30 protein-coding genes are annotated in these 23,935 nt (G+C 72.0%); 21 read left to right on the forward strand and 9 right to left on the reverse strand.

Going from position 1 to position 23,935, the window contains the following annotated elements; all coding sequences use genetic code 11:
* The first annotated feature begins 38 nt into the window (after positions 1-38).
* On the forward strand, positions 39-401 hold the full coding sequence (locus tag AB0K80_RS02580) for a DUF6247 family protein (RefSeq protein WP_365665073.1): 363 nt from the start codon (positions 39-41) through the stop codon (positions 399-401).
* 56 nt (positions 402-457) lie between these two features.
* Here the strand turns inward: AB0K80_RS02580 and AB0K80_RS02585 are convergent, their stop codons facing one another.
* From AB0K80_RS02585 to AB0K80_RS02610, 6 genes are all read right to left on the reverse strand, one after another.
* Entirely contained in the window at positions 458-1,930 is a 1,473-nt protein-coding gene (locus AB0K80_RS02585; protein ID WP_365665075.1) for a HAMP domain-containing sensor histidine kinase, read from the reverse strand.
* Positions 1,927-2,664: a response regulator transcription factor gene (locus tag AB0K80_RS02590; protein WP_365665077.1), complete on the reverse strand. Its 738-nt coding sequence runs from the start codon at positions 2,662-2,664 to the stop codon at positions 1,927-1,929. The genes AB0K80_RS02585 and AB0K80_RS02590 overlap by 4 nt, the downstream gene beginning before the upstream one ends.
* A gap of 132 nt (positions 2,665-2,796) precedes the next feature.
* Positions 2,797-2,982 (reverse strand): hypothetical protein, encoded by a 186-nt coding sequence (locus AB0K80_RS02595; RefSeq protein WP_365665079.1) that lies wholly within the window; start codon positions 2,980-2,982, stop codon positions 2,797-2,799.
* A gap of 9 nt (positions 2,983-2,991) precedes the next feature.
* Entirely contained in the window at positions 2,992-3,990 is a 999-nt protein-coding gene (locus AB0K80_RS02600) for a trypsin-like peptidase domain-containing protein (RefSeq protein WP_365665081.1), read from the reverse strand.
* 101 nt (positions 3,991-4,091) lie between these two features.
* Complete coding sequence (locus AB0K80_RS02605) at positions 4,092-5,114, reverse strand: LacI family DNA-binding transcriptional regulator (protein WP_365665083.1); 1,023 nt, start codon at positions 5,112-5,114, stop codon at positions 4,092-4,094.
* An 85-nt stretch (positions 5,115-5,199) separates the two neighbouring features.
* On the reverse strand, positions 5,200-5,976 hold the full coding sequence (locus AB0K80_RS02610; protein WP_365665085.1) for a response regulator transcription factor: 777 nt from the start codon (positions 5,974-5,976) through the stop codon (positions 5,200-5,202).
* A gap of 170 nt (positions 5,977-6,146) precedes the next feature.
* Here AB0K80_RS02610 and AB0K80_RS02615 point away from each other — a divergent pair, with 170 nt between their 5' ends.
* From AB0K80_RS02615 to AB0K80_RS02650, 8 genes are all read left to right on the forward strand, one after another.
* Entirely contained in the window at positions 6,147-7,010 is an 864-nt protein-coding gene (locus tag AB0K80_RS02615; RefSeq protein ID WP_365665087.1) for an alpha/beta fold hydrolase, read from the forward strand.
* A 37-nt stretch (positions 7,011-7,047) separates the two neighbouring features.
* Positions 7,048-7,302: a MoaD/ThiS family protein gene (locus tag AB0K80_RS02620; RefSeq protein WP_365665088.1), complete on the forward strand. Its 255-nt coding sequence runs from the start codon at positions 7,048-7,050 to the stop codon at positions 7,300-7,302.
* 3 nt (positions 7,303-7,305) lie between these two features.
* Complete coding sequence (locus tag AB0K80_RS02625; RefSeq protein WP_365665090.1) at positions 7,306-8,382, forward strand: hypothetical protein; 1,077 nt, start codon at positions 7,306-7,308, stop codon at positions 8,380-8,382.
* Between the two features lie 482 nt (positions 8,383-8,864).
* On the forward strand, positions 8,865-9,605 hold the full coding sequence (locus tag AB0K80_RS02630) for a DUF2993 domain-containing protein (RefSeq protein WP_365665092.1): 741 nt from the start codon (positions 8,865-8,867) through the stop codon (positions 9,603-9,605).
* A 206-nt stretch (positions 9,606-9,811) separates the two neighbouring features.
* A complete protein-coding gene (locus tag AB0K80_RS02635; protein ID WP_350751515.1) occupies positions 9,812-9,892 on the forward strand; it encodes an Ms5788A family Cys-rich leader peptide in 81 nt (26 codons plus the stop codon).
* 124 nt (positions 9,893-10,016) lie between these two features.
* The gene (locus AB0K80_RS02640; protein ID WP_365665094.1) at positions 10,017-10,862 is read left to right on the forward strand and encodes a sulfurtransferase; all 846 of its coding nucleotides are present in this window, start codon (positions 10,017-10,019) and stop codon (positions 10,860-10,862) included.
* 43 nt (positions 10,863-10,905) lie between these two features.
* Positions 10,906-11,193, forward strand: coding sequence for a DUF1416 domain-containing protein (locus tag AB0K80_RS02645; protein WP_365665095.1), 288 nt, complete (start codon positions 10,906-10,908; stop codon positions 11,191-11,193).
* A gap of 111 nt (positions 11,194-11,304) precedes the next feature.
* Positions 11,305-11,565, forward strand: a complete 261-nt coding sequence (locus AB0K80_RS02650) for a DUF3099 domain-containing protein (protein WP_365665097.1) — start codon at positions 11,305-11,307, stop codon at positions 11,563-11,565.
* A 25-nt stretch (positions 11,566-11,590) separates the two neighbouring features.
* On the opposite strand, the gene AB0K80_RS02655 is transcribed toward AB0K80_RS02650, so the two are convergent.
* On the reverse strand, positions 11,591-11,953 hold the full coding sequence (locus AB0K80_RS02655) for a DsrE family protein (protein ID WP_365665099.1): 363 nt from the start codon (positions 11,951-11,953) through the stop codon (positions 11,591-11,593).
* 103 nt (positions 11,954-12,056) lie between these two features.
* Here AB0K80_RS02655 and AB0K80_RS02660 point away from each other — a divergent pair, with 103 nt between their 5' ends.
* The 6 genes from AB0K80_RS02660 to AB0K80_RS02685 all read left to right on the forward strand — a co-directional run bounded on the left by AB0K80_RS02660 (position 12,057) and on the right by AB0K80_RS02685 (position 16,728).
* Positions 12,057-12,788 (forward strand): hypothetical protein, encoded by a 732-nt coding sequence (locus AB0K80_RS02660; RefSeq protein WP_365665101.1) that lies wholly within the window; start codon positions 12,057-12,059, stop codon positions 12,786-12,788.
* Positions 12,785-13,678, forward strand: coding sequence for a hypothetical protein (locus AB0K80_RS02665; RefSeq protein WP_365665102.1), 894 nt, complete (start codon positions 12,785-12,787; stop codon positions 13,676-13,678). Before AB0K80_RS02660 ends, AB0K80_RS02665 begins: the two co-directional genes overlap by 4 nt.
* Positions 13,675-14,511: a hypothetical protein gene (locus AB0K80_RS02670; RefSeq protein WP_365665104.1), complete on the forward strand. Its 837-nt coding sequence runs from the start codon at positions 13,675-13,677 to the stop codon at positions 14,509-14,511. Before AB0K80_RS02665 ends, AB0K80_RS02670 begins: the two co-directional genes overlap by 4 nt.
* A gap of 211 nt (positions 14,512-14,722) precedes the next feature.
* On the forward strand, positions 14,723-15,298 hold the full coding sequence (locus AB0K80_RS02675) for an FABP family protein (protein ID WP_365665106.1): 576 nt from the start codon (positions 14,723-14,725) through the stop codon (positions 15,296-15,298).
* 16 nt (positions 15,299-15,314) lie between these two features.
* A complete protein-coding gene (locus tag AB0K80_RS02680) occupies positions 15,315-15,752 on the forward strand; it encodes a Fur family transcriptional regulator (protein ID WP_365665108.1) in 438 nt (145 codons plus the stop codon).
* 10 nt (positions 15,753-15,762) lie between these two features.
* Positions 15,763-16,728 (forward strand): folate-binding protein, encoded by a 966-nt coding sequence (locus tag AB0K80_RS02685; RefSeq protein WP_365665110.1) that lies wholly within the window; start codon positions 15,763-15,765, stop codon positions 16,726-16,728.
* A 12-nt stretch (positions 16,729-16,740) separates the two neighbouring features.
* Here the strand turns inward: AB0K80_RS02685 and dtd are convergent, their stop codons facing one another.
* The gene (gene dtd, locus AB0K80_RS02690; protein WP_365665112.1) at positions 16,741-17,166 is read right to left on the reverse strand and encodes a D-aminoacyl-tRNA deacylase; all 426 of its coding nucleotides are present in this window, start codon (positions 17,164-17,166) and stop codon (positions 16,741-16,743) included.
* 182 nt (positions 17,167-17,348) lie between these two features.
* On the opposite strand from dtd, the gene AB0K80_RS02695 reads away from it, so the two are divergent.
* The 4 genes from AB0K80_RS02695 (at position 17,349) to AB0K80_RS02710 (ending at position 21,588) form a co-directional block, all read left to right on the forward strand.
* Complete coding sequence (locus AB0K80_RS02695; RefSeq protein ID WP_365665114.1) at positions 17,349-18,011, forward strand: aerial mycelium formation protein; 663 nt, start codon at positions 17,349-17,351, stop codon at positions 18,009-18,011.
* A 69-nt stretch (positions 18,012-18,080) separates the two neighbouring features.
* The gene (locus AB0K80_RS02700) at positions 18,081-19,028 is read left to right on the forward strand and encodes an asparaginase (RefSeq protein WP_365665116.1); all 948 of its coding nucleotides are present in this window, start codon (positions 18,081-18,083) and stop codon (positions 19,026-19,028) included.
* A 57-nt stretch (positions 19,029-19,085) separates the two neighbouring features.
* Positions 19,086-20,342, forward strand: a complete 1,257-nt coding sequence (locus AB0K80_RS02705; protein WP_365665118.1) for a GNAT family N-acetyltransferase — start codon at positions 19,086-19,088, stop codon at positions 20,340-20,342.
* Positions 20,343-20,673: 331 nt separating this feature from the next.
* Positions 20,674-21,588, forward strand: coding sequence for a GntR family transcriptional regulator (locus AB0K80_RS02710; protein ID WP_365665120.1), 915 nt, complete (start codon positions 20,674-20,676; stop codon positions 21,586-21,588).
* A 37-nt stretch (positions 21,589-21,625) separates the two neighbouring features.
* On the opposite strand, the gene AB0K80_RS02715 is transcribed toward AB0K80_RS02710, so the two are convergent.
* Positions 21,626-21,814, reverse strand: coding sequence for a hypothetical protein (locus AB0K80_RS02715; protein ID WP_365665122.1), 189 nt, complete (start codon positions 21,812-21,814; stop codon positions 21,626-21,628).
* 203 nt (positions 21,815-22,017) lie between these two features.
* Here AB0K80_RS02715 and AB0K80_RS02720 point away from each other — a divergent pair, with 203 nt between their 5' ends.
* The gene (locus AB0K80_RS02720; protein ID WP_365665124.1) at positions 22,018-22,896 is read left to right on the forward strand and encodes a winged helix-turn-helix domain-containing protein; all 879 of its coding nucleotides are present in this window, start codon (positions 22,018-22,020) and stop codon (positions 22,894-22,896) included.
* Positions 22,897-22,925: 29 nt separating this feature from the next.
* A complete protein-coding gene (locus AB0K80_RS02725) occupies positions 22,926-23,636 on the forward strand; it encodes an HAD-IA family hydrolase (RefSeq protein ID WP_365665126.1) in 711 nt (236 codons plus the stop codon).
* The last annotated feature ends 299 nt before the right edge of the window (positions 23,637-23,935 follow it).

A 23,935-nucleotide genomic window follows, 5' to 3' on the forward strand; every position in this document is an offset into this window, starting at 1 on the left:
TGCAAGAGGTGGGACCGCCGCTCCCTCACCGTGAGGTCATGGCAGAGAACATGACTACCGCCTCCGTGGCGGACGCACCTCCCGCTGTCCCTCCCCTGCCCGAGCGGACCCCGAAGGCGCTGCGTGAGGCCATCGCCGAGCACGCTCCCCAGCTCCTCCCCGACTTCGACAGACACTGGAAGCGCGCGATCGCCGACACGTACGACCTTCGCCCCGTGCCCGCTTTCATGGCCCGCTGGTGGTGCGAGTACGCCATCGCGCGTGACCCGAAGCTGGACGCCCACGTGACCGAGTTGCAGCACCGCGCGGCGGAGGCAACCGACAGCGCTGAGGCCAAGGCTCTGATCGACGAGGTCGCAAGGATCCGTTACAGCACGCGAAAGCTGGAGCCCGGCGAGTGACCGAGGAGTTCTTGGGGCCGCCCTGGTAGGAGGACTGGCGCGCTCTGCCCGAGTGATCACGGCACCTCCGGCGGAGGAGCAGCCGCCCCCGGCAGCCGGATCGTCGCCACCGTCCCCCCGCCCTCCGCCGGTCCCAACGCCACCGTTCCGCCCGCCTGCTGCACCGTGCGGGCCACGATCGACAGGCCCAGGCCGGAACCGGGCAGTGCCCGGGCCGACGGGGAGCGCCAGAAGCGGTCGAAGACGTGGGGGAGTTCGTCGGCGGGGATGCCCGGGCCGTGGTCGCGGACCGTGAGGGCGCCGTCGGTGAGGCGGACCTCGATCGTGCCGCCGCCCGGGCTGAACTTCACCGCGTTGTCCAGGACGTTGACCACCGCCCGCTCCAGCGCCGAGGGCTCGGCCCGTACGTACCACGGCTGCACGTCCGCCGTGATCGTCAGCTCCGGGCCGCGCAGCCGGGCGCGGCGCAGGGCCGACTCGACGATGTCCTGCCAGGCCACGATCTGTGTCCTGCCCGCGTGCTGGCCCTGCTCGGGACGGGAGAGTTCCTGGAGGTCGCCGATCAGGGCGGCCAGTTCCGTCATCTGAGCCTTCACCGAGGCCAGCAGCGCCTTGCGGTCGGCCTCCGGGATGGGGCGGCCCGTCTCCTCGCTGCGGGTGAGGAGCTCGATGTTCGTACGCAGGGAGGTCAGGGGCGTCCGCAGCTCGTGACCCGCGTCCGCGATCAGTTGCTGCTGCAGGTCCCGGGAGCTGGCCAGGGCCGAGGTCATCGAGTTGAAGGAACGGGACAGGCGGGCGATCTCGTCCTCGCTGTCGTCCTCGACCGGGATGCGGATGTTCAGGTCCTCCGTGCGGGCCACGTGCTCCACGGCCTCGGTCAGCTTGTCGACCGGCCGCAGCCCGGCCCGGGCCACCGCGAGGCCGGCGGCGCCCGCGCCCAGGACGCCCACGCCGGAGACCAGCAGCAGGATCAGGGCGAGTTCGTTGAGGGTGGACCGGGTGCCCTTGAGGGGGACGGCCAGGACGAGGGCGTAGTCGGCGGCCACGCCCTGCGGCACGGGCCCGTCCTTGATGACGACCGCGGTGGTCAGCACGCGCAGCTTGGTGCCGTCGCTGTCGGTGCCGTCGCGGATGTCGTCCTCGTTGGGGTCGGGGTTCCTCGCCACGGCCTTGTCGGAGCCGGTGACCCGCACCTGGGCCGTGGAGCTGGGGAAGAGACACACCTTGCCGTCGGCCCGCACGAGCTGCCCGTAGCTCTTGGACCGCGGCCCCACGCCCAGCGAGTCGGACGGCGTCGCACGGCAGGTGCCTGTCAGCACCTGGAAGTCGTCGGAGCGCAGGGTGCTGACCGACGACCTGAGGTCGTTGTCGATCTCGTCGTACAGCTTCCCCTGCACGATGAACCAGCACGTCACCGACACCGCCGCCACCGCGAACGCCACCGCCGCCGCCACCAGCAGCGCCAGGCGCGAGCGGATCGGCAGCGACCGGTAGTGGCGCAGCAGCGTGCCGGGACCGCGCCTGCTCACTCGGTGCCGCCCTGCCGCAGCACGTAGCCGACACCGCGCACCGTGTGCACCAGCCGCGGCTCGCCGCCCGCCTCGGTCTTGCGCCGCAGGTACATCACGTACACGTCCAGGGAGTTGGAGGACGGCTCGAAGTCGAAGCCCCACACCGCCTTCAGGATCTGCTCCCGGGTCAGCACCTGGCGCGGGTGCGCCATGAACATCTCCAGCAGCGTGAACTCGGTACGGGTCAGCTCCACCGGCCGCCCGCCCCGCGTGACCTCCCGGGTCGCGAGGTCCATGCGCAGGTCGGCGAAGGCGAGCACGTCGCCGTCGTCCTCGGTGCCGGCGCCGACGGCCGCCGCGTAGGAGCTGCGCCGCAGCAGGGCGCGGATCCGGGCGAACAGCTCGTCCAGTTCGAACGGCTTGACCAGGTAGTCGTCCGCGCCCGCGTCCAGTCCCGTCACCCGGTCACCGACCGTGTCGCGGGCCGTCAGCATCAGGATCGGGGTGGTGTCGCCGGCGCCGCGGATGCGCCGGGCCGCGGTCAGACCGTCCATCCGGGGCATCTGGATGTCGAGGACGATCAGCTCGGGCCGGTACGCCGCCGCCTTCTCCAGGGCGTCCGCGCCGTCGACGGCGACCTCCGTGTCGTACCCCTCGAAGGCGAGGCTGCGCTGGAGTGCTTCGCGCACCGCCGGCTCGTCGTCGACGATCAGGATGCGCCGGGTGTCACGGTCGCCTTCTGCGGGGCTCATGGCGTGGGATTCCTCGTCTGCGGGGAACAGGGGCCGGGCTGGTGCGTCGTGCCGGCCTTCATTCTGCGGTGCTCAGCGTCGCACGGGTCCCCGGGGCGCGGACGGGGGCGTGGGCGGGAGCGCGCGCGGGGCTCAGCCGCGTGCGGCGGCCGTACGACGGCGCCGGGCGCGCGCCGCCCGCGAGGCCCGGTCCGGCCGGTCCGGCGCCACCTCCGGGGCCCGGGTCCGCGGCGCGTGCAGCTCTGCGGCGGCCGCCAGGGCGAGCGCGAGACCGGCCGGGCCGGCGCCGGGCCCCGGGTGGGTGACCTGCTTGATCATGCCGGGCTCCTAGCTCTGCGCACCGGCCCGCAGCTTGGCGAGGTCGGCCTTGACGGTGTTGACCGGGATGGCGAAGCCGAGGCCGATGCTGCCGGCGTCGGACGAGCCGGACGAGCCGGACGGCGCGTACATCGCGGAGTTGATGCCGATGATGTTGCCGTTCATGTCGATCAGCGCGCCGCCGGAGTTGCCCGGGTTGAGGGAGGCGTCCGTCTGGATCGCCTTGTACGTCGTGGTGTCCGAGCCGGTGTCGCCGTTGAACTGCTGCCCGCCGAACTCGAACGGCCAGCCGCCGCCCTGCTGCCACTGCTGCTGCCGGCCCTCGTCGGTGGAGACGGTGACGTCCCGGTTCAGCGCGGAGACGATGCCGCTGGTGACGGTGCCGGTCAGGCCCTCGGGCGAGCCGATCGCCACCACCTGGTCGCCGACCTGCACACCGTCGGAGTTGCCGAGGGTGGCCGCCTTCAGGCCGGAGGCGCCCGCCAGCTTGATCAGCGCCAGGTCCTTCTTGCTGTCGGTGCCGACGACCTTCGCGGTGTACGACGTGCCGTCGCTGGTGCGCACCTTGATCTGCGAGGCCCCGGCGATGACGTGGTTGTTGGTGACGATCTCGCCGTCACCGGTGATGATCACGCCGGATCCGGTGGAGGACCCCGAGCCGGTGGCGGCGTTGATCTCGACGATGCTCGGGCTGACCGCCTTGGCGACCCCGGCGACCGTGCCCTTCTGGCTGGAGGGCACCACGGTGGTGCTGGTGGAGCTGGAGGCGGCGACGGTGTCGTGGCGGGCCAGCTCCTGGATGCCGTACGCGGTGCCGCCGCCGACCGCCGCGGCGACGATCGCCACGGCCGCGACCAGGGCGACGGGGCCGCGGTTGCGCTTCTTGGGCGCCGGAGCGTGCGCCGGGGCGTACGCCGGCGGGGGCGGCCACTCGGGGTTCACCGGGGCCTGCTGCTGACCCTCGTAGGGGTTCTCGTACTCGCCGCTGCGGTGGAAGCTCTCGGTCATGTCCCCGAGCTTGTCGCCCGACCATGAGAGCTTGCTGAGTGCTTCCTGAGAAGCCCGGCAGAACCTCGTATGCCCGATATAAAGGCGCTCGGGCGACGGTGCTACGCGCAGCCGCAGGACCGGCGGACCACCAGGCGGGACGGGAAGACCTTCAGCCGTTCCCGGCGCGCCCCGGCCACCCGCAGCCCGTCGTCGAGGACCAGGTCCACGGCCGACCGCGCCATCGCCGAGCGGTCCGAGGCCACCGTCGTCAGGGGCGGGTCGGCGAGCGCCGCCTCCTTGATGTCGTCGAAGCCGGCCACCGCCAGCTCGCCGGGCACGTCGATGCGCAGCTCGCGCGCCGCGCGCAGCAGGCCGATGGCCTGGTCGTCGGTGGAGCAGAAGATCGCGGGCGGGCGGTCCGGCCCGGACAGGATGCGCAGGCCCACCTGGTAGGCGTCGTAGCGGTTGTAGGGCGCCTCGAAGAGCCGGCCCTCGGTGGGGATCCCGGCCTCCTCCATCGCGCGCCGCCAGCCCTCGACGTGGTCGGAGACCGGGTCGCCGACGGCCGGCGTCTCGGCGGTGCCGCCCACACAGGCGACGTACGGGTAGCCGTGCTCCAGCAGGTGGCGGACGGCGAGCCGGGCGCCGCCCAGGTCGTCGGTGACGACGGCGACGTCGTCGATGGCCTCGGGCCGCTCGTGCAGCAGCACGACCCGGGCGTCCCAGGCGTCGATCTCGGCGGCGGCCAGGTCGTTGAGCGCGTGGCTGACCAGGATCAGCCCCGAGACGCGCATCCCGAGGAAGGCCCGCAGGTAGTGCACCTCGCGCTCGCCGATGTAGTCGGTGTTGCCGACCAGCACCATCTTTCCGCGCTCGGAGGCGGCCTGCTCGACCGCGTGCGCCATCTCCCCGAAGAAGGGCTGGCGGGCGTCGGGGATGATCAGGCCTATGAGGTCCGTGCGGCGGGACGCCATCGCCTGGGCGACCCGGTCGGGCCGGTAGCCCAGCTCCTTGATCGCGGCGAGGACACGCTCGCGGGTGGCCGGGGCGACCGGCCGGGGTCCGTTGTTGATGACGTAGCTGACGACGGCGGTGGACGTCCCCGCCAGTCGTGCCACATCGTCCCGAGTCACCTTGGCCACGCGCGGAGTCTACGCGGATATACCCGCTCTGGGCAGGGCGTACGGGAGCTTCCCTGTCCGCCGGGCGTCCGCCGGTCCGGGGCCGTCAGGCCTTCGCCCGGGCCTCGGCCGCGTCCAGAGCGGCCGCCTCGCCCGATTCGTCCGTCTTCGTGGCGGCCTTCGCCTTGGTCTCCTCCGCGGCGCGCTCGACCTTCTCGGGGGTCACGAACCGGTAGCCCACGTTCCGGACCGTGCCGATCAGCGACTCGTGCTCGGGGCCGAGCTTGGCACGCAGCCGCCGTACATGGACGTCCACCGTCCGGGTGCCGCCGAAGTAGTCGTAGCCCCACACCTCCTGCAGCAGCTGGGCGCGCGTGAAGACGCGGCCGGGGTGCTGGGCGAGGTACTTCAGGAGCTCGAACTCCTTGAAAGTGAGGTCCAGGACGCGGCCCTTGAGCTTGGCGGAGTAGGTCGCCTCGTCCACCGACAGGTCGCCGTTGCGGATCTCCATGGGGGAGTCGTCGGCGACGATCTGCTGGCGGCCCATCGCCAGGCGCAGGCGGGCCTCCACCTCGGCCGGGCCGGCCGTGTCCAGGAGGACGTCGTCGATGCCCCAGTCGGCGGTGACGGCCGCCAGGCCGCCCTCCGTCACGACCAGGACGAGCGGACAGCCCGGGCCGGTGGAGCGCAGCAGCTGGCACAGGCTGCGCACCTGGGGCAGGTCACGGCGCCCGTCGACGAGGATGACGTCGGCACCCGGGGTGTCGACCAGGGCGGGGCCTTCCGCCGGAGCCACGCGCACGGTGTGCAGCAGCAGGCCGAGGGCGGGGAGCACCTCCGTCGACGGCTGGAGGGCATTGGTCAGGAGCAGCAGAGAACTCATACGTCTGGTTCCTCCTCGGTCCCGTGCGAGGACGTTTGCGGCACAGCCTGCTCTGCGATCCCGGGGCCCCGTACACCTGCGGTTTCCCGCGTCGTATACAACGCTTCCGAAAGCACAAAAGGACCCGGGGGCTACGCTGCCCGAGTCCTCTGCCCAGCAGAATAGCCGACATGGGCACCCATCCGGCAGGTCATGTGGCGCGATCGACCGATCCATCCATGATTCGTCCGCATGGCGAGACACACGGGAGGGCACCTTTGCGGACGTTTCTGCACACGGCCGACGGGGTGCGGATCGATTCCGTATACGAACCCGGCGCGATGGTGGACGACACCTCCCGGCCGGCCGCCCGTCACCCGGTGTTCGTGATCGCCCACGGGTTCACGGGTGACGCGCACCGGCCGCACGTGCGGCGGGTGGCGGAGGTGTTCGCCCGGCATGGGGCCGTGGTGACCTTCTCGTTCCGGGGCCATGGACTGTCCGGCGGCCGGTCCACGGTGGGCGACCGCGAGGTGCTCGACCTGGCGGCGGCGGTCGCCTGGGCGCGGGAGCTGGGGCACGCGCGCGTGGTGACGGTCGGTTTCTCCATGGGCGGCTCCGTGGCGCTGCGGCACGCGGCGCTGTACGGGCGGGAACACGAGGGGCGCACGGACGCGGTGGTCTCCGTCAGCGCACCGGCCCGCTGGTACTACCGGGGCACCGCCCCGATGCGGCGCCTGCACTGGCTGGTGACCCGGCCCGAGGGCCGGCTGGTGGGCCGCTACGGCTTCCGCACCCGCATCCACCACCGGCACTGGGACCCGGTTCCGCTGTCACCGGTGGAGGCGGTGCCGAGAATCGCGCCGACGCCGCTGCTGATCGTGCACGGCGACCGCGACGGCTACTTCCCCCTCGACCACCCGCGCATGCTGGCCACCGCCGCCGGTGACCACGGCGAACTGTGGATCGAGCCCGGCATGGGGCACGCCGAGAACGCGGCCGGCGAGGGGCTGTTGCACCGGATCGGGGAGTGGGCCGTCCGCCGGGCGGGCTAGCCTGGCGGTGTCCGTCGCCGAACTGATTGAGGAACCGATGCCAAAGGTCACGGTGCGCTACTGGGCCGCCGCGAAGGCCGCGGCCCAGGTGGCCGAGGAGCCGTACGAGGCGGCCACCCTCGCCGAGGCGCTCGACGCGGTGCGCGAGCGACACCCCGGTGAGCTCACCCGGGTCCTGCGGCGGTGCTCGTTCCTCGTCGACGGCGACCCCGTGGGCACCCGCGCACATGAGACGGTACGGCTGGCAGACGGCGGCACGGTCGAGGTGCTCCCGCCGTTCGCAGGAGGATGAGCGATGACCGACCAGTCGTACGGCGACCCGTACGGAGCACAGCACCGGCAGCCGCAGCCGCAGCCGCAGCCCCAGGCGTGGCCCGGGCCGCAGGGCTACCAGGGGTATCAGGAGTACCAGGACCAGCAGGGCTACGACGATCCGTACGCGGCGCAGCAGTACACGCAGCAGTGGCAGGGGCAGACGTGGGAGACCCAGACGCAGCCGCCGGTGTACGCACCGGCCTCTCCGCAGCCTGAGCCCCAGCCGCAGCCGCAGCCTGTGCCTGAGCCGCAGGGGCAGGTGGCGTCTCCGGAGTACGGTCCGGCCACCGTGGGCGGCAACGCGCGGATCACCGACGCGCAGCGGGCCCGGGCGGAGGGGCGTTCGCCGATCATCGACCCCGGGATGCAGCCGGCCGCGCTGACCGCGCTGCTGGGGCTGCTGCTCGCGGGTGCGGCGGCGGTCGGGACGTACGCGCTCCTCGTGCCGCTCGTGGTGCTCCAGGCGGTGACGGCCGCGGGCTGGTTCCGCCTGAACGGCATGTGGCCCGCGCGGCAGGGCATCGCGCTGGGGTTCGCGGGGGCGCTGGCGGCGGACGCCGCGCTGCTGGCCTCCGGCCGGTCGCCGGCGGCGATCCTGGGCACGCTGGGGGTCTGGGTGCTGCTGGCGCTCGTCGTGCAGCTGCGCTCCCACGCCGACCCGGACGAGCGGATGTACGGCCTGATGGCGACGGTGGCCGCGGCGGCGCTGGCGATCGTCGCGGGCGGCTACCTCGCGGCCGAGGCGGACGCGGTGACGGTGGGCGCGGCCGCGGTGGCGGTCGCGCTCTTGGCCCGCGCCGTCCCGCTGCCGACCCCGGCCTCGGTGTGCCTCGCCCTGCTCGCGGCGGCCGGAGCGGGCCTCGCGGCCGGGGCGATGACCGGCCTGGGAACGCCGGGCGCCCTGCTCGGCGCGGGAGCGGCGGCCTGCGCCCTGATCGGCCACCGCGTGGCCGCCTACGACTACCCGTCCCGCTTCGTCCACTTCACCGCAGGCGTCGCTCTCCCCCTCTCCGCCGCGGCCCCGGCGGTCTACATCCTGGGCCGCGCACTGACGTAGCCCTGGCCGGGCCTCCGGGGCGGGGGTCGGGGCAGGAGGTGTCGGGTGGCGCGCCGGTGACCGCAAGCCGCGGGTGTGGGTGCCGTTGCGCATCCGGAGACGTGCTGGGGCCGGGCGCGCTTGCGCTGGACCGGGGTGCCCGCTCTCGGCCTGCGGCCTGCGCCGATGGCCGCAAGCCGCGGGCATGCGTGCCGCCTGGGGCGGCACGGGTGGGCGCGGGCGGCACCCCGCAGCGCCGGGTTGCCCACCCGCCCCGCCCGGGCACGAGCGCCCAGCAACTCCGCAGCGCCCGGGCACGAGCACCCAGCACTCCCGCAGCCCCGGTAAAGCAACCCCCAGCGCCCGGCCAACACCCCCAACCCACCTGTCACAGCTGATCGACAATCCCCTGGCCCGACCCCTCCCCAGGGTTACTCTCGCGCTGTGGACGGCCACTCGGTCGTCGAGGGACCGCCGTTGACCGCCCAGGTGGGGATAACCGCATGCGCGCACTGCGAATACTGTCGATCATCGTCATCGTCCTGGCCGGCCTCTTCGTCGTCGCCGACCGCGTCGCCGTCAACTTCGCCGAGGACGAGGCCGCCGACCGCCTGAAGGCGAACGAGAACCTCGCCACCACCCCCGACGTGTCCATCAAGGGCTTCCCGTTCCTCACCCAGGTCGCCTCCGGCTCCCTCGACGACGTCGAGGTCGGCATCGACACGTACGAGGCCGCCACGGGCGACGGTGCCAAGAAGATCCGTATCGACGATCTGCGCGCCGACATGAAGGGCGTCGAGTTCTCCGGCGACTACAGCTCCGCCACCGCCGCCAGCGCCACCGGCACCGCGTTCGTCTCCTACGACGAGCTGCTCAAGGCCGCCAAGTCCGAGGCCACCCAGGTCGCCCCGGGCGTCACCGCCAAGGTCGTCGGCCTCTCCGACGGCGGCAACGGCAAGATCAAGGTCGACGTGGAGGCGACCGTGCTCGGCACCGAGCTGCCCAAGCCGGTGTCCGTGCTCAGCTCGGTCTCGGTCGTCGACGGGGACACCGTCCGGGCGCACGCCGACTCCCTGCCCAGCTTCGGCGGGGTCGCCCTCGCGGAGAACCGGGTCCGGTCGATCACCGACTTCCAGCAGAAGATCGACGGCCTGCCCGGCGGCATCCGGCTGGACAAGGTCGAGGCCGCGCGGAACGGCGTGGAGATCACGGTGAAGGGTTCCGACGTCCGGCTGGCCGGGTAGGACCTGTCCCCGGAGCGGCGGTGGACGACGGTTGTCCGAAAGGCGAGACGACGTCGTCCGCGGGGCAGGGGCGACCGCGTACACGGGGGCCGGGCGGCGTGCGACGCCCGCCCGGATCGCCCTCTGATCCCGCATCGCGGACGATCGCGTCTCAGCATGCGACACACCGGTGACACGGTCCCCCGACCGTCCCTACGATCGGGACCATGAAGCGACAGGCGGATCTCACGAAGCGGCGGGCAGTGGACCTGTGCCGCGTTGCCGCCATGCTCTGTCGCCCCTTCTGAGCGGAAGCCCGGCTTCCGTATCCCTCGACGCCCTGCTGCCAGGGCACCCGTGCGCCGCCCTCGGCATGGGCGCGCGCCCTGAAGATCTCGCACGCCCCCGCAACTGCCCCGGAGGAGAAAGAGCATGAGCCGCAGCGACGTCCTGGTCGACGCCGACTGGCTTCAGGAGCACCTGGACGACCCCAGCATCGCGATCGTCGAGGTGGACGAGGACACGTCCGCGTACGACAAGAACCACATCAAGAACGCGATCCGCATCGACTGGACCAAGGACCTGCAGGACCCGGTCCGCCGTGACTTCGTCGACCAGGAGGGCTTCGAGAAGCTCCTGTCGGAGAAGGGCATCGCCAACGACCACACGGTGGTCCTGTACGGCGGCAACAACAACTGGTTCGCGTCCTACGCCTACTGGTACTTCAAGCTCTACGGCCACGAGAACGTCAAGCTCCTCGACGGCGGCCGCAAGAAGTGGGAGCTCGACGCCCGCGAGCTGGTCCCCGGCGACGAGGTGCCGGAGCGCCCGAAGACCGAGTACAAGGCCAAGCCGCAGGACACGTCCATCCGGGCCTTCCGGGACGACGTCGTCGCCGCGATCGGCTCGCAGAACCTGGTCGACGTGCGCTCGCCCGACGAGTTCTCCGGCAAGCTGCTCGCCCCGGCCCACCTGCCGCAGGAGCAGTCCCAGCGCCCGGGCCACGTCCCGACCGCCCGGAACATCCCGTGGTCGAAGAACGCCAACGACGACGGCACCTTCAAGTCGGACGAGGAGCTCAAGGCCCTCTACGCCGAGGAGAACGTGGACCTGTCGAAGGACACCATCGCCTACTGCCGTATCGGTGAGCGCTCCGCGCTGACCTGGTTCGTGCTGCACGAGCTGCTCGGCGTGGAGAACGTCAAGAACTACGACGGCTCCTGGACCGAGTACGGCTCCCTCGTCGGCGTGCCGATCGAGCTCGGCGCCAACAAGTAACCCCTCCCGACCGACCCCATCCGACCCCCTTCAGGAGAACGACATGTGTGGAGCGAAGGCCGGCGGGCCGGACGCCTCGACGATCAAGCCCGGTGAGACCACGATCCAGGGCCAGGTGACCCGCGACGGCGAGCCGGTGCAGGGCTACGTGCGGCTGCTCGACTCGACCGGCGAGTTCACCGCCGAGGTGCCGACCTCGGCGACCGGACAGTTCCGCTTCTACGCGGCCGAGGGCACCTGGACCGTCCGCGCCCTCGTGCCCGGCGCCACCGCCGACCGCACGGTCGTCGCCCAGAAGGGCGGCCTGGCGGAGGTCGCGATCGCCGTCTGACGGCCGTCGTACGGCACGCATCGGCCGACGGGCCGCACCCCTCGGGTTGGACGCCTGGGGTGCGGCCCGTCGGCATGTCCAGGGCCGGGCACGCGGATCTACCCTGAAGACATGTACGCGCGCAGGCGGCACGCCTACTTCGCCCTGATGGGCACCTGCGTCGGGCTTTTCGTCCTGGCCTGGGGCGTGGTACGCCTGTGGTCCGTGCCGGCCGCGGTGGGCATGTGTGTGGTGGCCATGGTCATCCCGCCCGTCGCCGCGATGGTCGCCAACCGGCGGGGCCCGGAGGACCGCTGGTGGGACGACCCGTCCGGGGACCCGGTCTCCGATGCCTGGTGGGACGAGCTGGACGGCAGGAAGCGGCCCAGGTAGCGGCCGGGTACCACCCGGGCCTGTCTCAGTAGACGAGCGCCTGTGTCCCGTCCGCCAGCGCCTCCTGGACGAAGACCTGCGCGCCGGCGATCCGTACGCCCTCGATGACGTCCTTCTCCGTGATCTCGCGGCGGGCCGCGCACTGCGTGCACAGGGTGATCCGGCCGCCCGCCAGGATCGACTCGAGCAGGTCGGGCAGCGGGGCGGCGTGCGGCAGCTCGAACTCGGCGGCACGGCCGGGCAGCGCGAACCAGGCGGACTCCCCGGTGAGCCACAGGGAGACGTCGACGCCGCTGGCCACGGCCACCGCCGCCACCGTGAACGCCTGGGAGCAGCGCTCGGGGGCATCGGCCCCCGCCGTCACCTTGATCACGAGCTTCTTCGCCATGACCGAATCGTAATCAACTCCTCCCACAACCACCGGCGCCGCCCGGGGGTCTCCTGTGCGCGCGTGTGACGGACGTGCGCGCCGACCTTCGTGGGGGGATGTCTTGGAACGACCTGAAGGGACGGGCGCTCGGCGCGGGCGGGCCGCGGCGCTGATCGGTGCGGCCGCCGCGCTGGGGGTGGTCGCCGGGACCTGCGCCGGTTACCTCGTCCAGGCCGGGCGCGAGCCCACCGAGCTGCCCCCGTTGTCCCAGCCGGTGCTGGCCCAGGCGAAGGGCGAGGCGCCCGAGCCGCTCACCGCCGCGCAGGACCGGCGCGTGAAGACCGACGGCGACCTGCGCGAGCTGCTGCTGAAGAAGCCGCGCGGGGCCAGGGACGCCGAGTACCTCAGGGGTGACGACGGCTGGCTGGACCTGGACGGCTACGCGGCCTTCCACAAGTACCCGGACCGTGCGTTCGGGGCGCTGGTCAGCGACGAGTTCCGGCGGGCCGCGGTCACGGGCTGGGAGGTCGGCGGCACGTACGTGGTGGAGATCCGCCTCCTGCAGTTCCGCCAGGAGGAGCGTCTCGGCGCCGTCGAGAACAGCGAGGGCAACCAGTACGGGGCCGACGCGCGGGACGACGACGCCCGCACCTGGGCACTGCCCGGCACCCGGAACGGGCGCGTGTTCGTCGCCACCCGGCCGGAGACCAAGCCCGGCTACCGGCCGGACTACACCGCGAAGGCCTTCGCCTGGCGCGGTGACATCGCCATGGAGGTCTGGATCTCGGACACCCGCCCGATCCCCAAGGCGAAGATCATGGATCTGGCCGAGCGGCAGTTGGAGCGGCTGTGACCGAGAACCAGTCCGGCCGGAACCACCCGGCCGTCGAACCCCAGCCTGTGCCGGCCGGGCAGCCCGAGGCGCAGACCGCTGCCGAGACCGCTGCCGAGGCCGCAGGCGCGCCCGTACGTCGGCGCGGGCGGGTCGCCGCGGTCGGCGCGTCCGTGGTGCTGGCGCTCGCCGTCGCCGGCGGCGCCGTCTGCACCGGGGTGACCGTCAGCGGCGCCGACCGGGACGCGGGAGCGCCGGTGTGGAAGTTCCCGGAGGAGAACTCCGCCACGGAGGAGCCCCCGCGGGAGAGCACCGGCGCAGGCGACGGCAAGGCGGCCGCCTCCGGGCTCGCCGCGATGCTCGTGCCCTACGGCACCACGTGGGGCCGCGGGCCGGACCTCGGCGCGTTCGGGTCGGACGCCGCCCTGAGCGGCCAGGAGGCCACCGCCCTGCGCAAGGAGTCGCTGAGCGGCCTGCCTCGCTCCCAGCGCAAGCGGCTGGAGAAGTCGATCGACCGGCAGCGCATCACCGGCCTGGCGATGCGCAGCTACGTCAGCACCACCGACCTCGCCCCGGCCTTCACCGGTGACGCCTTCACCCTGCGCATCGAGCTGGCCCAGATGGGCAACAGGGCGGCCGTGCGCGACATCGCGGACTTCCAGAGCGAGTTCCTGGACGCCCTGAAGGTGCTGCGAAAGGGCCCGGCGATCAAGGGCCACGACAACGCGCGCTGCTTCCTGCCGCCGAAGGACGCCGACAAGGACCTGGAGACGATGGTCTGCTCCGCCTTTGTCGGCAACGTCCTGGTCACCGCCGTCGCGGACGGGGCGGAACCACTCGACACCGAGCAGGCCGCGCTGCTGGTCACCCAGCAGCTCGACCGCATCTCCGACCCGGGGAAGGCCGTATGACCGAGCAGCAGAACCTCGCCGCCGCCCCTCTGCCTCAGGAGCCGCCCGCCGCACCGCCGCCGGCCCGCCGGGACCGCCGGGCGCTGCGGGCCGTGCTGCGCTGGAGCGCCGCCGTCGCCGTCTTCGCGGCCGTCGGCGCCGCCACCGCGTACGGCATCACCCGCCTGGAGCGGACCGACGTACCGGGGCTGGCCACGGAGTCGGACGGGCGCTGGACGTATCCGGCCCTCACCAGGCCGCCGCTGCCCCCCGGCCGTCCCGGCCCGTTCGCCGCGTCCAACCGCGCCAACACGCACTACGCCGACCTGCGCGCGCTGCTGCTGCCCGCGCCCGAGGGCGCCGAGGAGGACAAGGAACTGCGCGGCGGCGACGGCTGGCTGGCGACCGAGGACTTCCTGACCCAGTACGCCTCCGAGGAGGACGCCGAGGAGATCCGCCGGCAGCTCACCGACCACGGCCTGCGGCACATCGCCGCCCGCGGCTGGACCACCCAGGACGGCACCCGCACCCGGATCTACCTGCTGCAGTTCGACACCGCGGCCGTCACGGACGAGCTGTTCGGCCCCTGGCTGGCCCCCTACGGCCAGCCGAGGTACCAGCTGAGAGGCACCGCGATGTCCGGGCACGATGAGGCGTTCCCCGACGCCGCGCAGGTGGAGAACGTCCAGCGGACGCCGTACGACGAGCAGGAGCCGTATGGCGTAGAGCACGTCCGGCACGCCTACCTGGCCGCCGGCGACACCCTCGCGCTCGTGGTGCAGTCCCGCGAGAAAGCCGCGCCCGCGGTGCCCTTCCAGCAGACGGTGACCCTGCAGAGCCAGCTGCTGGGCTGACCCACCTCACACGACAGCGCCGGAGTCCGGCCGCGTAAGCTGGGGCCCGGCCCTGTGCATCCATCCGCACCCCGCTCAAGGAGCACCCCGTGGAACTCTTCTTCGAAATCCTGCTGGTCCTGGTCTGCGTCGGCGTGCTCGCCTTCGCCGGGCTGACCGTGAAGAAGCTGTACCAGGGCCAGCGCTGACCCACCTCTAGGAACTGCTGCTGATGATCGAGATCCCGTCCGACCTCCACAAGGACCTCGTCCCCCTCGCCTTCCTGCTCGGCAACTGGGCGGGCGCGGGCGTGCACGACTTCCCCGGCGCCGAGAAGTGCAACTTCGGTCAGGAGGTCACCTTCACGCACGACGGCCGGGACTTCCTGGAGTACCACTCGCACACCTGGGTGCTGGACAAGGACGGCAACAAGGTCCGGCCGCTGGAGTCCGAGCACGGCTACTGGCGCATCGACGCCGAGCGCAAGGTCGAGGTCACGATGACCCGCGACGACGGTGTCGTCGAGATCTGGTACGGCGAGCTGGCCGACAAGAAGCCGCAGATCGACCTGGTGACCGACGCGGTGGCGCGTACGGCCGCCTCCCGGCCCTACACCGGCGGCAAGCGGCTGTACGGCTACGTCAAGAGCGACCTGATGTGGGTCGGCGAGAAGCAGACGCCCGAGGTCGAGCTGCGTCCCTACATGTCGGCGCACCTGAAGAAGGTCGTCACCCCCGAGGAGGTCGAGCGCTGGGCCAAGGCCCTCCCGGACGACCTGCCCGACGACGGGATCGCCTTCTTCAAGTAGCTCTAGACTCGGTGCTGTGGTGAGCACCGACTGGAAGAGCGATCTGCGGCAGCGCGGCTACCGGCTGACCCCGCAGCGGCAACTCGTGCTCGAAGCCGTGGAGACCCTGGAGCACGCGACCCCCGACGACATCCTCAGCGAGGTGAGGAAGACGGCGTCGGGGGTCAACATTTCCACCGTCTACCGGACCCTGGAGCTGCTGGAGGAACTGGGGCTGGTCAGCCACGCCCACCTCGGGCACGGCGCGCCGACCTACCACCTGGCCGACCGGCACCACCACATCCACCTGGTGTGCCGCGACTGCACCAACGTCATCGAGGCGGATTTGAGCGTGGCCGCCGAGTTCACCGCCAAGCTGCGCCAGGAGTTCGGCTTCGACACGGACATGAAGCACTTCGCGATCTTCGGCCGCTGCGAGGACTGCACTCTCAAGGCTTCAACTACCGAGTCGTAGGCTTGTGCGTATGAAGAGCCCCCTGCTGACCCTGCCCGGCGCCGTTCCCGCCGAGGGTGTGGACGAAGGCGTCGCCGCCCACTACGGCGACCTGTTCCGCGAGCAGCGTGCCCTCGCCGACGGCACCGGCTTCGTCGACCTCTCCCACCGCGGCGTCGTCACCGTCTCCGGCGAGGACCGGCTCGGCTGGCTGCACCTCCTGCTCACCCAGCACGTCAGCGAGCTCCCGCCGCACCGGGCCACCGAGGCGCTCATCCTCTCCGCGCACGGCCACATCGAGCACGCGCTGTACCTGGTGGACGACGGCGAGACGGTCTGGGCGCACGTGGAGCCCGGCACCCAGGAGGCGCTGGTCGCGTACCTGGAGTCGATGAAGTTCTTCTACCGGGTCGAGGTCGCCGACCGCACCGCCGACTTCGCGGTGGTGCACCTGCCGGCCGGTTCCATCGCCGAGGTCCCCGAGGACGTCGTCGTACGGGAGACGCCGTACGGCCGTGATCTCTTCCTGCCCCGCGCCGAGCTGGAGTCCTACGCCGAGAAGGCCGGCCCGCCCGCCGGGCTGCTGGCCCACGAGGCACTGCGGGTCGAGCACCACCGGCCCCGCCTCGGCTTCGAGACGGACCACCGCACCATCCCGCACGAGCTGGGCTGGATCGGCTCGGCGGTGCACCTGCAGAAGGGCTGCTACCGGGGCCAGGAGACCGTCGCCCGGGTCCAGAACCTCGGCAAGCCGCCGCGCCGGCTGGCCTTCCTCCACCTGGACGGCAGCGAGGTGCACCTGCCGCCGCACGGCACGGAGCTGCGCGTGGCGGAGGACGGCCCCGACGGCCGCAAGGTCGGCTTCGTGACGACGTCCGTACGCCACCACGAACTCGGACCCGTCGCCCTCGCCCTGGTCAAGCGCAATGTCCCGGTCGACGCCCACCTGATGGCCGGCGACACGGCGGCGGCCCAGGAGGTCGTGGTCGAGCCGTAGGCCGGGCGGGGCCTAGATCTCCAGCAGCACCGTGAACGGGCCGTCGTTCGTCAGCGACACCCGCATCTGCGCCCCGAACCGCCCGGTCGCGACCGTCGCGCCGAGCCCCCTGAGCTGGGCCACCACCTCATCGACCAGGGGCTCGGCGACATCCCCCGGAGCCGCGGCGTTCCAGGTGGGCCGGCGCCCCTTGCGGGCATCGCCGTAAAGAGTGAACTGGCTGATCACCAGCAGCGGTGCGCCGACGTCGCTGCACGACTTCTCGTCGTGCAGCACGCGCAGCGTCCACAGCTTGCGGGCCAGCTGTGCCGCCTTCTCCTTGGTGTCCTCGTGGGTCACACCGACCAGGACGCACAGCCCCTCGCCCTCGATCGTCCCGACCGTCTCGCCGTCCACGACGACGCTCGCGCCGTCCACCCTCTGCACCACCGCACGCATATGGACCATGATGCCGGGCGGTGCCACGCACCCCGACGGCGGTCCGCGGCAGGACCCCAGTCGGCTGATTATTCCTCCTTGTGCCCCCATCTGGGGAGGATCGTGGGCACTCGGTCACTATGCGGCCACTTGGGGTGGCACGATGCTTTCTCACACGCCGGTCGAGGGGACGGTAGAGACACATGAGCACATCGAGTACCGGGCAGCAGCCCGGGGCTGTCTCGTGGATCCGCGCGGGGGCGGGGGAGCTGGAGTACCACCGGCCGCCCACCCAGCGTACGGACAGCCCGCCGATGCCGGGGGACACGTCCCAGCCCGCTCGGACAGCCGGGGCCGCACCCGGGCACCACCTGGCCGCACTGAGCCTGGCGGAGCTGCGCGGCCTGCGCCGGGAGGCCCAGCGCGACGAGGCCGACCTGAGCTACGTACGGCGGCTGCTGCAGGGGCGGATCGACATCCTGCGCGCCGAACTGGCGCGGCGGGCGCCGGCCGGGGAGGCCTCGGTGTCGGCACCGGCGGAGGGGTCCGTCGTCGAGCGGCTGCCGGAGATCCTGCGGGACGCCCCGGCCAGGCACCGCTCCTCGGCCCGCCATGTGACGCTGGGCACACCGCAGGGCGAGGAGTCCCGGCGGCTGGCCGCCGAGATGCTCGCCGAGGTGGAGCTGTCCGACCTGGCCGCCCGCACGGACCCGGAGCTCAACGCGGCGATGGGCCGGCTGGTGCGCTACGAGCGGCAGGTCTCGGGCCGTCGGCAGCGGTTGCAGCGGACGGCCGACGAGTGCAGCGCGGAGATCGCCCGTCGGTACCGTGAAGGAGAAGCACAAGTCGACGACCTGCTCCTGTGACGTATCCGGCCCGGCGACCCCGGGCCGTTCGCCGGAGCGGGTCACGTTCCGTCCGGGAGGCCACCGCCGATGTCCGCGATATCCCCTGTTCTCGCCGAGGTCGTCCGCTCCGGGTTCGTCGAGGGACGGCACCGGGGCGCCCTGGTGGTGCTGGACGCGGACGGGGCGGTGGAGCTGGCGCTGGGGGAGGTGACGGCGCCCGTCTTTCCGCGGTCCAGCAACAAGCCGATGCAGGCGGCGGGCGTGCTGAAGGCGGGCCTGGACCTGTCGGGGGAGCGCCTGGCACTCGCCGCGGCCAGCCACTCGGGGGAGTCCTTCCACCGTGACCTGGTGCAGAAGATGCTCGACGAGCACGGGCTGCGCCCCGAGTCGCTGCAGTGCCCGCCCGACCTGCCGCTGGACGCGCGGGAGAGGGAGACGTACCTCGCGGCGGGCGGGGCGCGGGACCGGGTGGTGATGAACTGCTCCGGCAAGCACACCGCGATGCTGGCGGCCTGCACTCTGCGGGACTGGCCGCTGGAGTCCTACCTGGACCCGGACCACCCGCTGCAGGAACTCATCCACCGGGTGGTGGAGGACGCGGCGGGCGAGCGGGTCGCCGCCGTCGGCACGGACGGCTGCGGGGCGCCCCTGGCGGCGATCAGCCTCACCGGACTGGCCCGGGCGTACCGGGCGTTCGTGCGGGCCGAGCCGGGCTCGGCCGAGCGGCGCGTCGCCGACGCCATGCGCGCCCACCCCGAGTACGTCGCCGGCACCCGCCGCCACGACACCTGGCTGATGCGCGAGGTGCCGGGCGCGCTGTCCAAGATGGGCGCGGAGGCGGTCCAGGCGGTGGCCCTGCCGGACGGCCGGGCCCTGGCCTTCAAGGTGGAGGACGGCGCGGCACGGGCGCTGGGGCCGGTGCTGGCCCGGGCGCTGGAGCGGATGGGAGTGGACGCGCCGGTGCTGGAGCGCATCGGCCGGGCACCGCTGCTGGGCGGGGGCCGCGAGGTGGGGGAGGTCCGGGCGGCGTTCTGAGGCGGACCGCCGGAAAACCGGTGGGGCGGCCGCGCCCCGGCCGCCTACCGTGAGCCCATGGCTCCCCACCCCGACAGCATCGACGTACGCGCCGTCACCGAGGCCGAGTTCGCCGACTGGACCCGCGCGCTGTGCACCGGGTTCCTGCGGGAACCCACCGTCTCCGCCGAGGCCCTCGAAGCCCGCCGTGCCCAGTTCGTGCCGGGCCGGCTGCTCGGCGCCTTCGACGGCGGGCGCTGTGTGGCGACCTTCCGGTCCTTCGCCCAGGAGCTCACCGCCGTCGGCGGCGCCACCGTGCCCGCCGACGCCGTCTCGAACGTCACCGTCAGCCCCACCCACCGGCGCCGCGGCCTGCTGACCCGCATGATGAGCCAGGACCTGGCGGCCGCGAAGGAGCGCGGCGACGTCGTCGCGACGCTGATCGCCGCCGAGTACCCGATCTACGGCCGGTACGGCTTCGGCCCGGCCACCTGGACCTGCGAGTGGACGGTCGACGTACCGCGCACCGGCCTCGACCCGCGCTGGGCGGGTCCGCGGGACGGCGGCCGCGTCGACCTCGTGGACGGCGAGGACGTCCGCAAGCTGGGCCCCGAGCTGCACGAGCGGCTGCGCGCCGCCCAGCCGGGCGCCGTCAGCCGCGAGGCGCTGTGGTGGAAGCTGAACACCGGCGCCCTCCGGTTCTCCGAGTCGTGGACCGAGCCCTTCTACGCCGTCTACCGTTCGGCGGCCGGCGAGGTCGAGGGCATGGTCTCCTACGAGGCCGACGACCGGTGGGGGGACGGCAAGCAGCCGCTGAACACGGCGAGCGTCAACTGGCTGATCGGGGTGACCCCGGCCGCCGAGCGCGCCCTGTGGCACTACCTGTGCTCGATCGACTGGATCACCAAGGTCAAGAGCGGCTGGCGGGCCCCCGACGACCTGCTGCCGTTCTTCCTGCCGGACCCGCGCGCCGCCGCCGTCACCACGCAGGCGGACTGGCTGTGGGTGCGGATCCTGGACGTCGTTCGGGCCCTTCAGGCGCGGACGTACGCGGGGCCGGGGACGCTGGTGCTGGAGGTGGCCGACCGGGACGGGCTGACCGGCGGGCGGTACCGGCTGGAGGCGGCCGAGGACGGCGCCTGCTGTGTGCCGACCACCGAGAGCGCCGATCTGGCGCTGGAGGTGGGCGAGTTGGCCACGCTGTGGCTGGGCGACGAGTCGGCGGTGCGGCTGGCGGCGCTGGGCCGGGTGCGGGAAGAACGAGCGGGCGCCGCCCGGAAGGCCGACGCCCTGCTGCGTACGTCCAGGCGACCGTGGTGCCCGGACCTGTTCTGAGGACCGCTCCCTTCCGCCGACGACTGGAACGCTCATCCGTAGCGAGCTGTGGAGTTGTGGTTGTTGTTCGGTTGTGGCTGTGCGGACGGTGTTCGGTTGTCGATGTGAAGTTGTGACTGTGCCGTTGCGTGGTGTGCGGTGGCCGCTGAGCGCACCGGCCGGGGTCCCGGCTCCCCTCCGGAAGGGAACCTGGCACGGTGTGCCAACACCTCTCGAAGTTTGACCATGTCGCCCAAGTTGGCGACCAACTTCACTGTACTTATCTCCGCTTGGAAGCGGCTCATAACCACCTTTCGCTGAACTGCCGGAAGATGGCGGGAAGTTGTAGTGTTTGTGCGTGGAGCCGGAACACGCCTCCGTCAGTGGGCGGAAGAGGTCGCAGCGGCCACAGAGGACACATCGCGAGGTGGCCGACGAGCTGCGCGCCCGGATCAGGTCCGGAGCGCTGCGCCCCGGACAACGCATGCCCACCCAGGCTCAGCTGGCCCACGAGTTCGGTGTCGAGCGCGGAGCCGTGCGCGAGGCGCTGCGCATCCTGCAGTCCGAGCAGCTGCTCACCAACGTCTCCAAAGGGAGCCCGGCGACCGTCGCCCCCGACCCCGTCAGGGCGCTGACCGGCCCTTCCGCGCCGCCCCTGCCCACCACCGTGGCCCTCGCGCCCCGGATCGCGGCCGCCTTCGCCGCCGAACACGTCGAGATCGACGCCGTGTGCCTGACCTCGGTCTCCCTCACCCTCGCGGTCGGCGAGCCGCTGCGCCAGATCCACGCGGGACAGCTGAAACCGGCCAAGATCGACGTCCGGGTCCTGGTGCCGAGCCGGAACATCGACCTCGCCTTCCCGGTGCCCGTCGAGGGCCGCGACGGCGACGACGACCCGATCCACCAGCGCTGGGTGGCCATGCGCAACGCCCAGTTACAGGTCCTCCAGCACAACCTGCACGCCCTGCGCTCCACCCACGGCATCGAGGTCCGGGTGAGGTTCCGCGCGCTGCCCTTCACCCCGCCCGTGAAGCTGTACCTGCTCAACGGCACGGAGGCGCTGTTCGCCTACTACACGCTGACGCGCCGCGAGGAGGAGATCGGCCAGGAGCACCTGGAGATGTACGACGCCCACGGCATCCGCCAGATGCTGTTCGCCTTCGCACCGGGTGCCGGCCCGCGCGACGCGACGTTCGTGGAGCAGTCCCACCTGTGGTTCGACGCGTTGTGGGAGACGATCAGTTCGGAGCTGAAGCTCACGAGCTGACGTCTCCCAGGGGCCGGCACCCCGGCTGGTGCGTCACTCACAGGGCGGGGCCCGCCATCAGCAGGGCGAGGACGACCGCGCCGGCGGAGCTGATCGCCGGGCTCTTGGCCTTGATGCCGACGGTGAGCAGGAGCAGGCCGACGATGCCGGTGGCGCCGTACTTCCACTGGACGAGCTGCTCGAAGCCGATGACGAAGACGGCGGAGAGGACAGCGAGGACGGGCACGGTTCATTCCCCCTTCGGGCTTCCCGGGCGGGTGGTGGGCGGGTGGTGCGCGGTGGTGGGGCGACGGGGGGCGAACTTCGGAAGCAAAACTTCCGCCAACTCCCCCAAGTTGGCGACCAACTCTGACTAAGTTGTCCCCGCTTGGTCCCTAGTTATAAACAACTTTCAAACAACTCCCCTCAGATGGATCAGAGTTGTAGCGTTTGGTCGTGGCCCAGGAGAGCGTGGCAGTGAACGGCAGCAGACGACTCACGCCGCAGGAAATCGCCGATGTCCTGCGGGAACGCATCCGTGCCGGCGAGCTGAAGGCGGGGGAGCGCCTGCCCACCCAGGCCGAACTCGCCGAGGAGTTCGGGGTGGAGCGCTCAGCCGTGCGCCAGGCCCTGCGGGTGCTGCACGAGGACGGCCTGCTGACCAACGTGAGCAAGGGCAGTCCGCCGCGGATCGCCGAGCCGGCGGGGGAACGGGGGGAGCCGCAGCCGACGATGGTGGCGCTGGCGCCCCGGCTCGCGCAGGCCTTCTCGGTGCCGCGCGTGCGCATCGACGCGGCGTGCCTGACCGCCGAGACCCTGATGCTGGCCCTCGCCGAGCCGCTCCGCCTGATCCACGAGGGCCGCATCCGCCCTCAGTCGATCGACGTGCGCATCCTGCTGCCGTCCCGGGACATCAACCTGGCGTTCCCGATCTCCGTCGAGGACCGCGGCGACGACGACCCGGTCCACGAGCGCTGGCTGGCCCAGCGCAACGCGCAAGGGCAGGTGCTGCGGCACAACCTGTACGCGCTGCGCTCCACCCACGGCGTGGAGGTCCGGGTGACGTTCCGCGCGCTGCCGTTCACCCCGCCGGTGAAGCTGTACCTCCTCAACGAACAAGAAGCCCTGATCGCGTACTACATGGTCACCCGCCGCGAGGAGTTCACGGACAGCGGCACGATGGACATGTACGACGTCCTCGGCACGGAGTCCCTGCTGTTCTCGTTCGAGAAGCGGGCGGGGCAGCGCGACGCGGCCTTCGTGGTGGAGTCCCAGAAGTGGTTCGACGCCCTCTGGGAAACCATCACGTCCGACCTGACACTCTTCTAGTGACCCGTGATGCGACGCAGACTGAACCGGTGACAGCATCGACTGAGGAACTGCAGAAACTGCTCGCTCCCGTTCGCTACGTCCTGTGGGACCTGGACGGGCCCATATGCCGCCTGTTCGCGGGGCATCCGGCGGAGGGAGTGGCCAAGGAGCTGGTGGGGCTCATCGACCGGCTGGGGCTGGGCGGGCTGTTGACGGAGGAGGAGCGCGTCCAGAAGGACCCTCAAGCCGTCCTGGGCGGGGTCGACAGTCGGCACCCGGACAGCGATCTGACCGCGGAACTGGAGGACTGGCTCACCGGCCAGGAACTGAAGGCGGTCGCCGGCGCGTTCCCCACTCCGTACGCCGACCCACTGATCAGGACGTGGTCGGCCCTGGGTGCCCGGTTCGCCGTCACCACCAACAACTCGGCGCGTGCGGCCGCCGCCTACCTCGCCAGCCGGGGCCTCACCGGCTGTTTCTCGTCGATCTACGGGCGCACTCGTGACCTCCACCTGATGAAGCCGCATCCGCACTGCCTGCTCCAGGCCCTCAACGCCCTGGGCGCCGATCCGGCCAGGGCCCTGATGCTCGGCGACGCCCCGACGGACTTCGCCGCCGCAAAGGACGCGGGTGTGCCCTTCCTGGGTTACGCGCGCACCGCGAGGACGGCCGAGGCGCTGGTGGCGGCGGGGGTGGATCCTGCGTGCATCGTGGGGTCCCTCGAGGCCGTGCTGACCGTGCTGAGGGGCCAAGCCTGAGCCATCGGCCCGTCCGATCCTGGAGCCCGGCAACTTCCCTACTGCCCATTGGACGGGTTGCTGTGAGGTGGTCGCTCCGCGTGACGAGATGGGCTGGCTCGAGTCCCGTCAGGGGAGCGGGTCCCGCGTGATCCGGCAGCCGGTCTCCGGTGCGGTCGGGGCGTCTCCGGTGCGCATGGCGGACCTCGGGTGGTTCATCGACCGGGTGTTCCAGCACCAGGAGGTCGACCTCGACGTCTACACGCTCACCTCGGAATCGCTGGACACTCACCTGCGGTTGGGAACGCGGCCGACCTTCG

The organism is Streptomyces sp. NPDC052682 (assembly GCF_040678435.1).
Classification (GTDB): Bacteria; Actinomycetota; Actinomycetes; order Streptomycetales; family Streptomycetaceae; genus Streptomyces.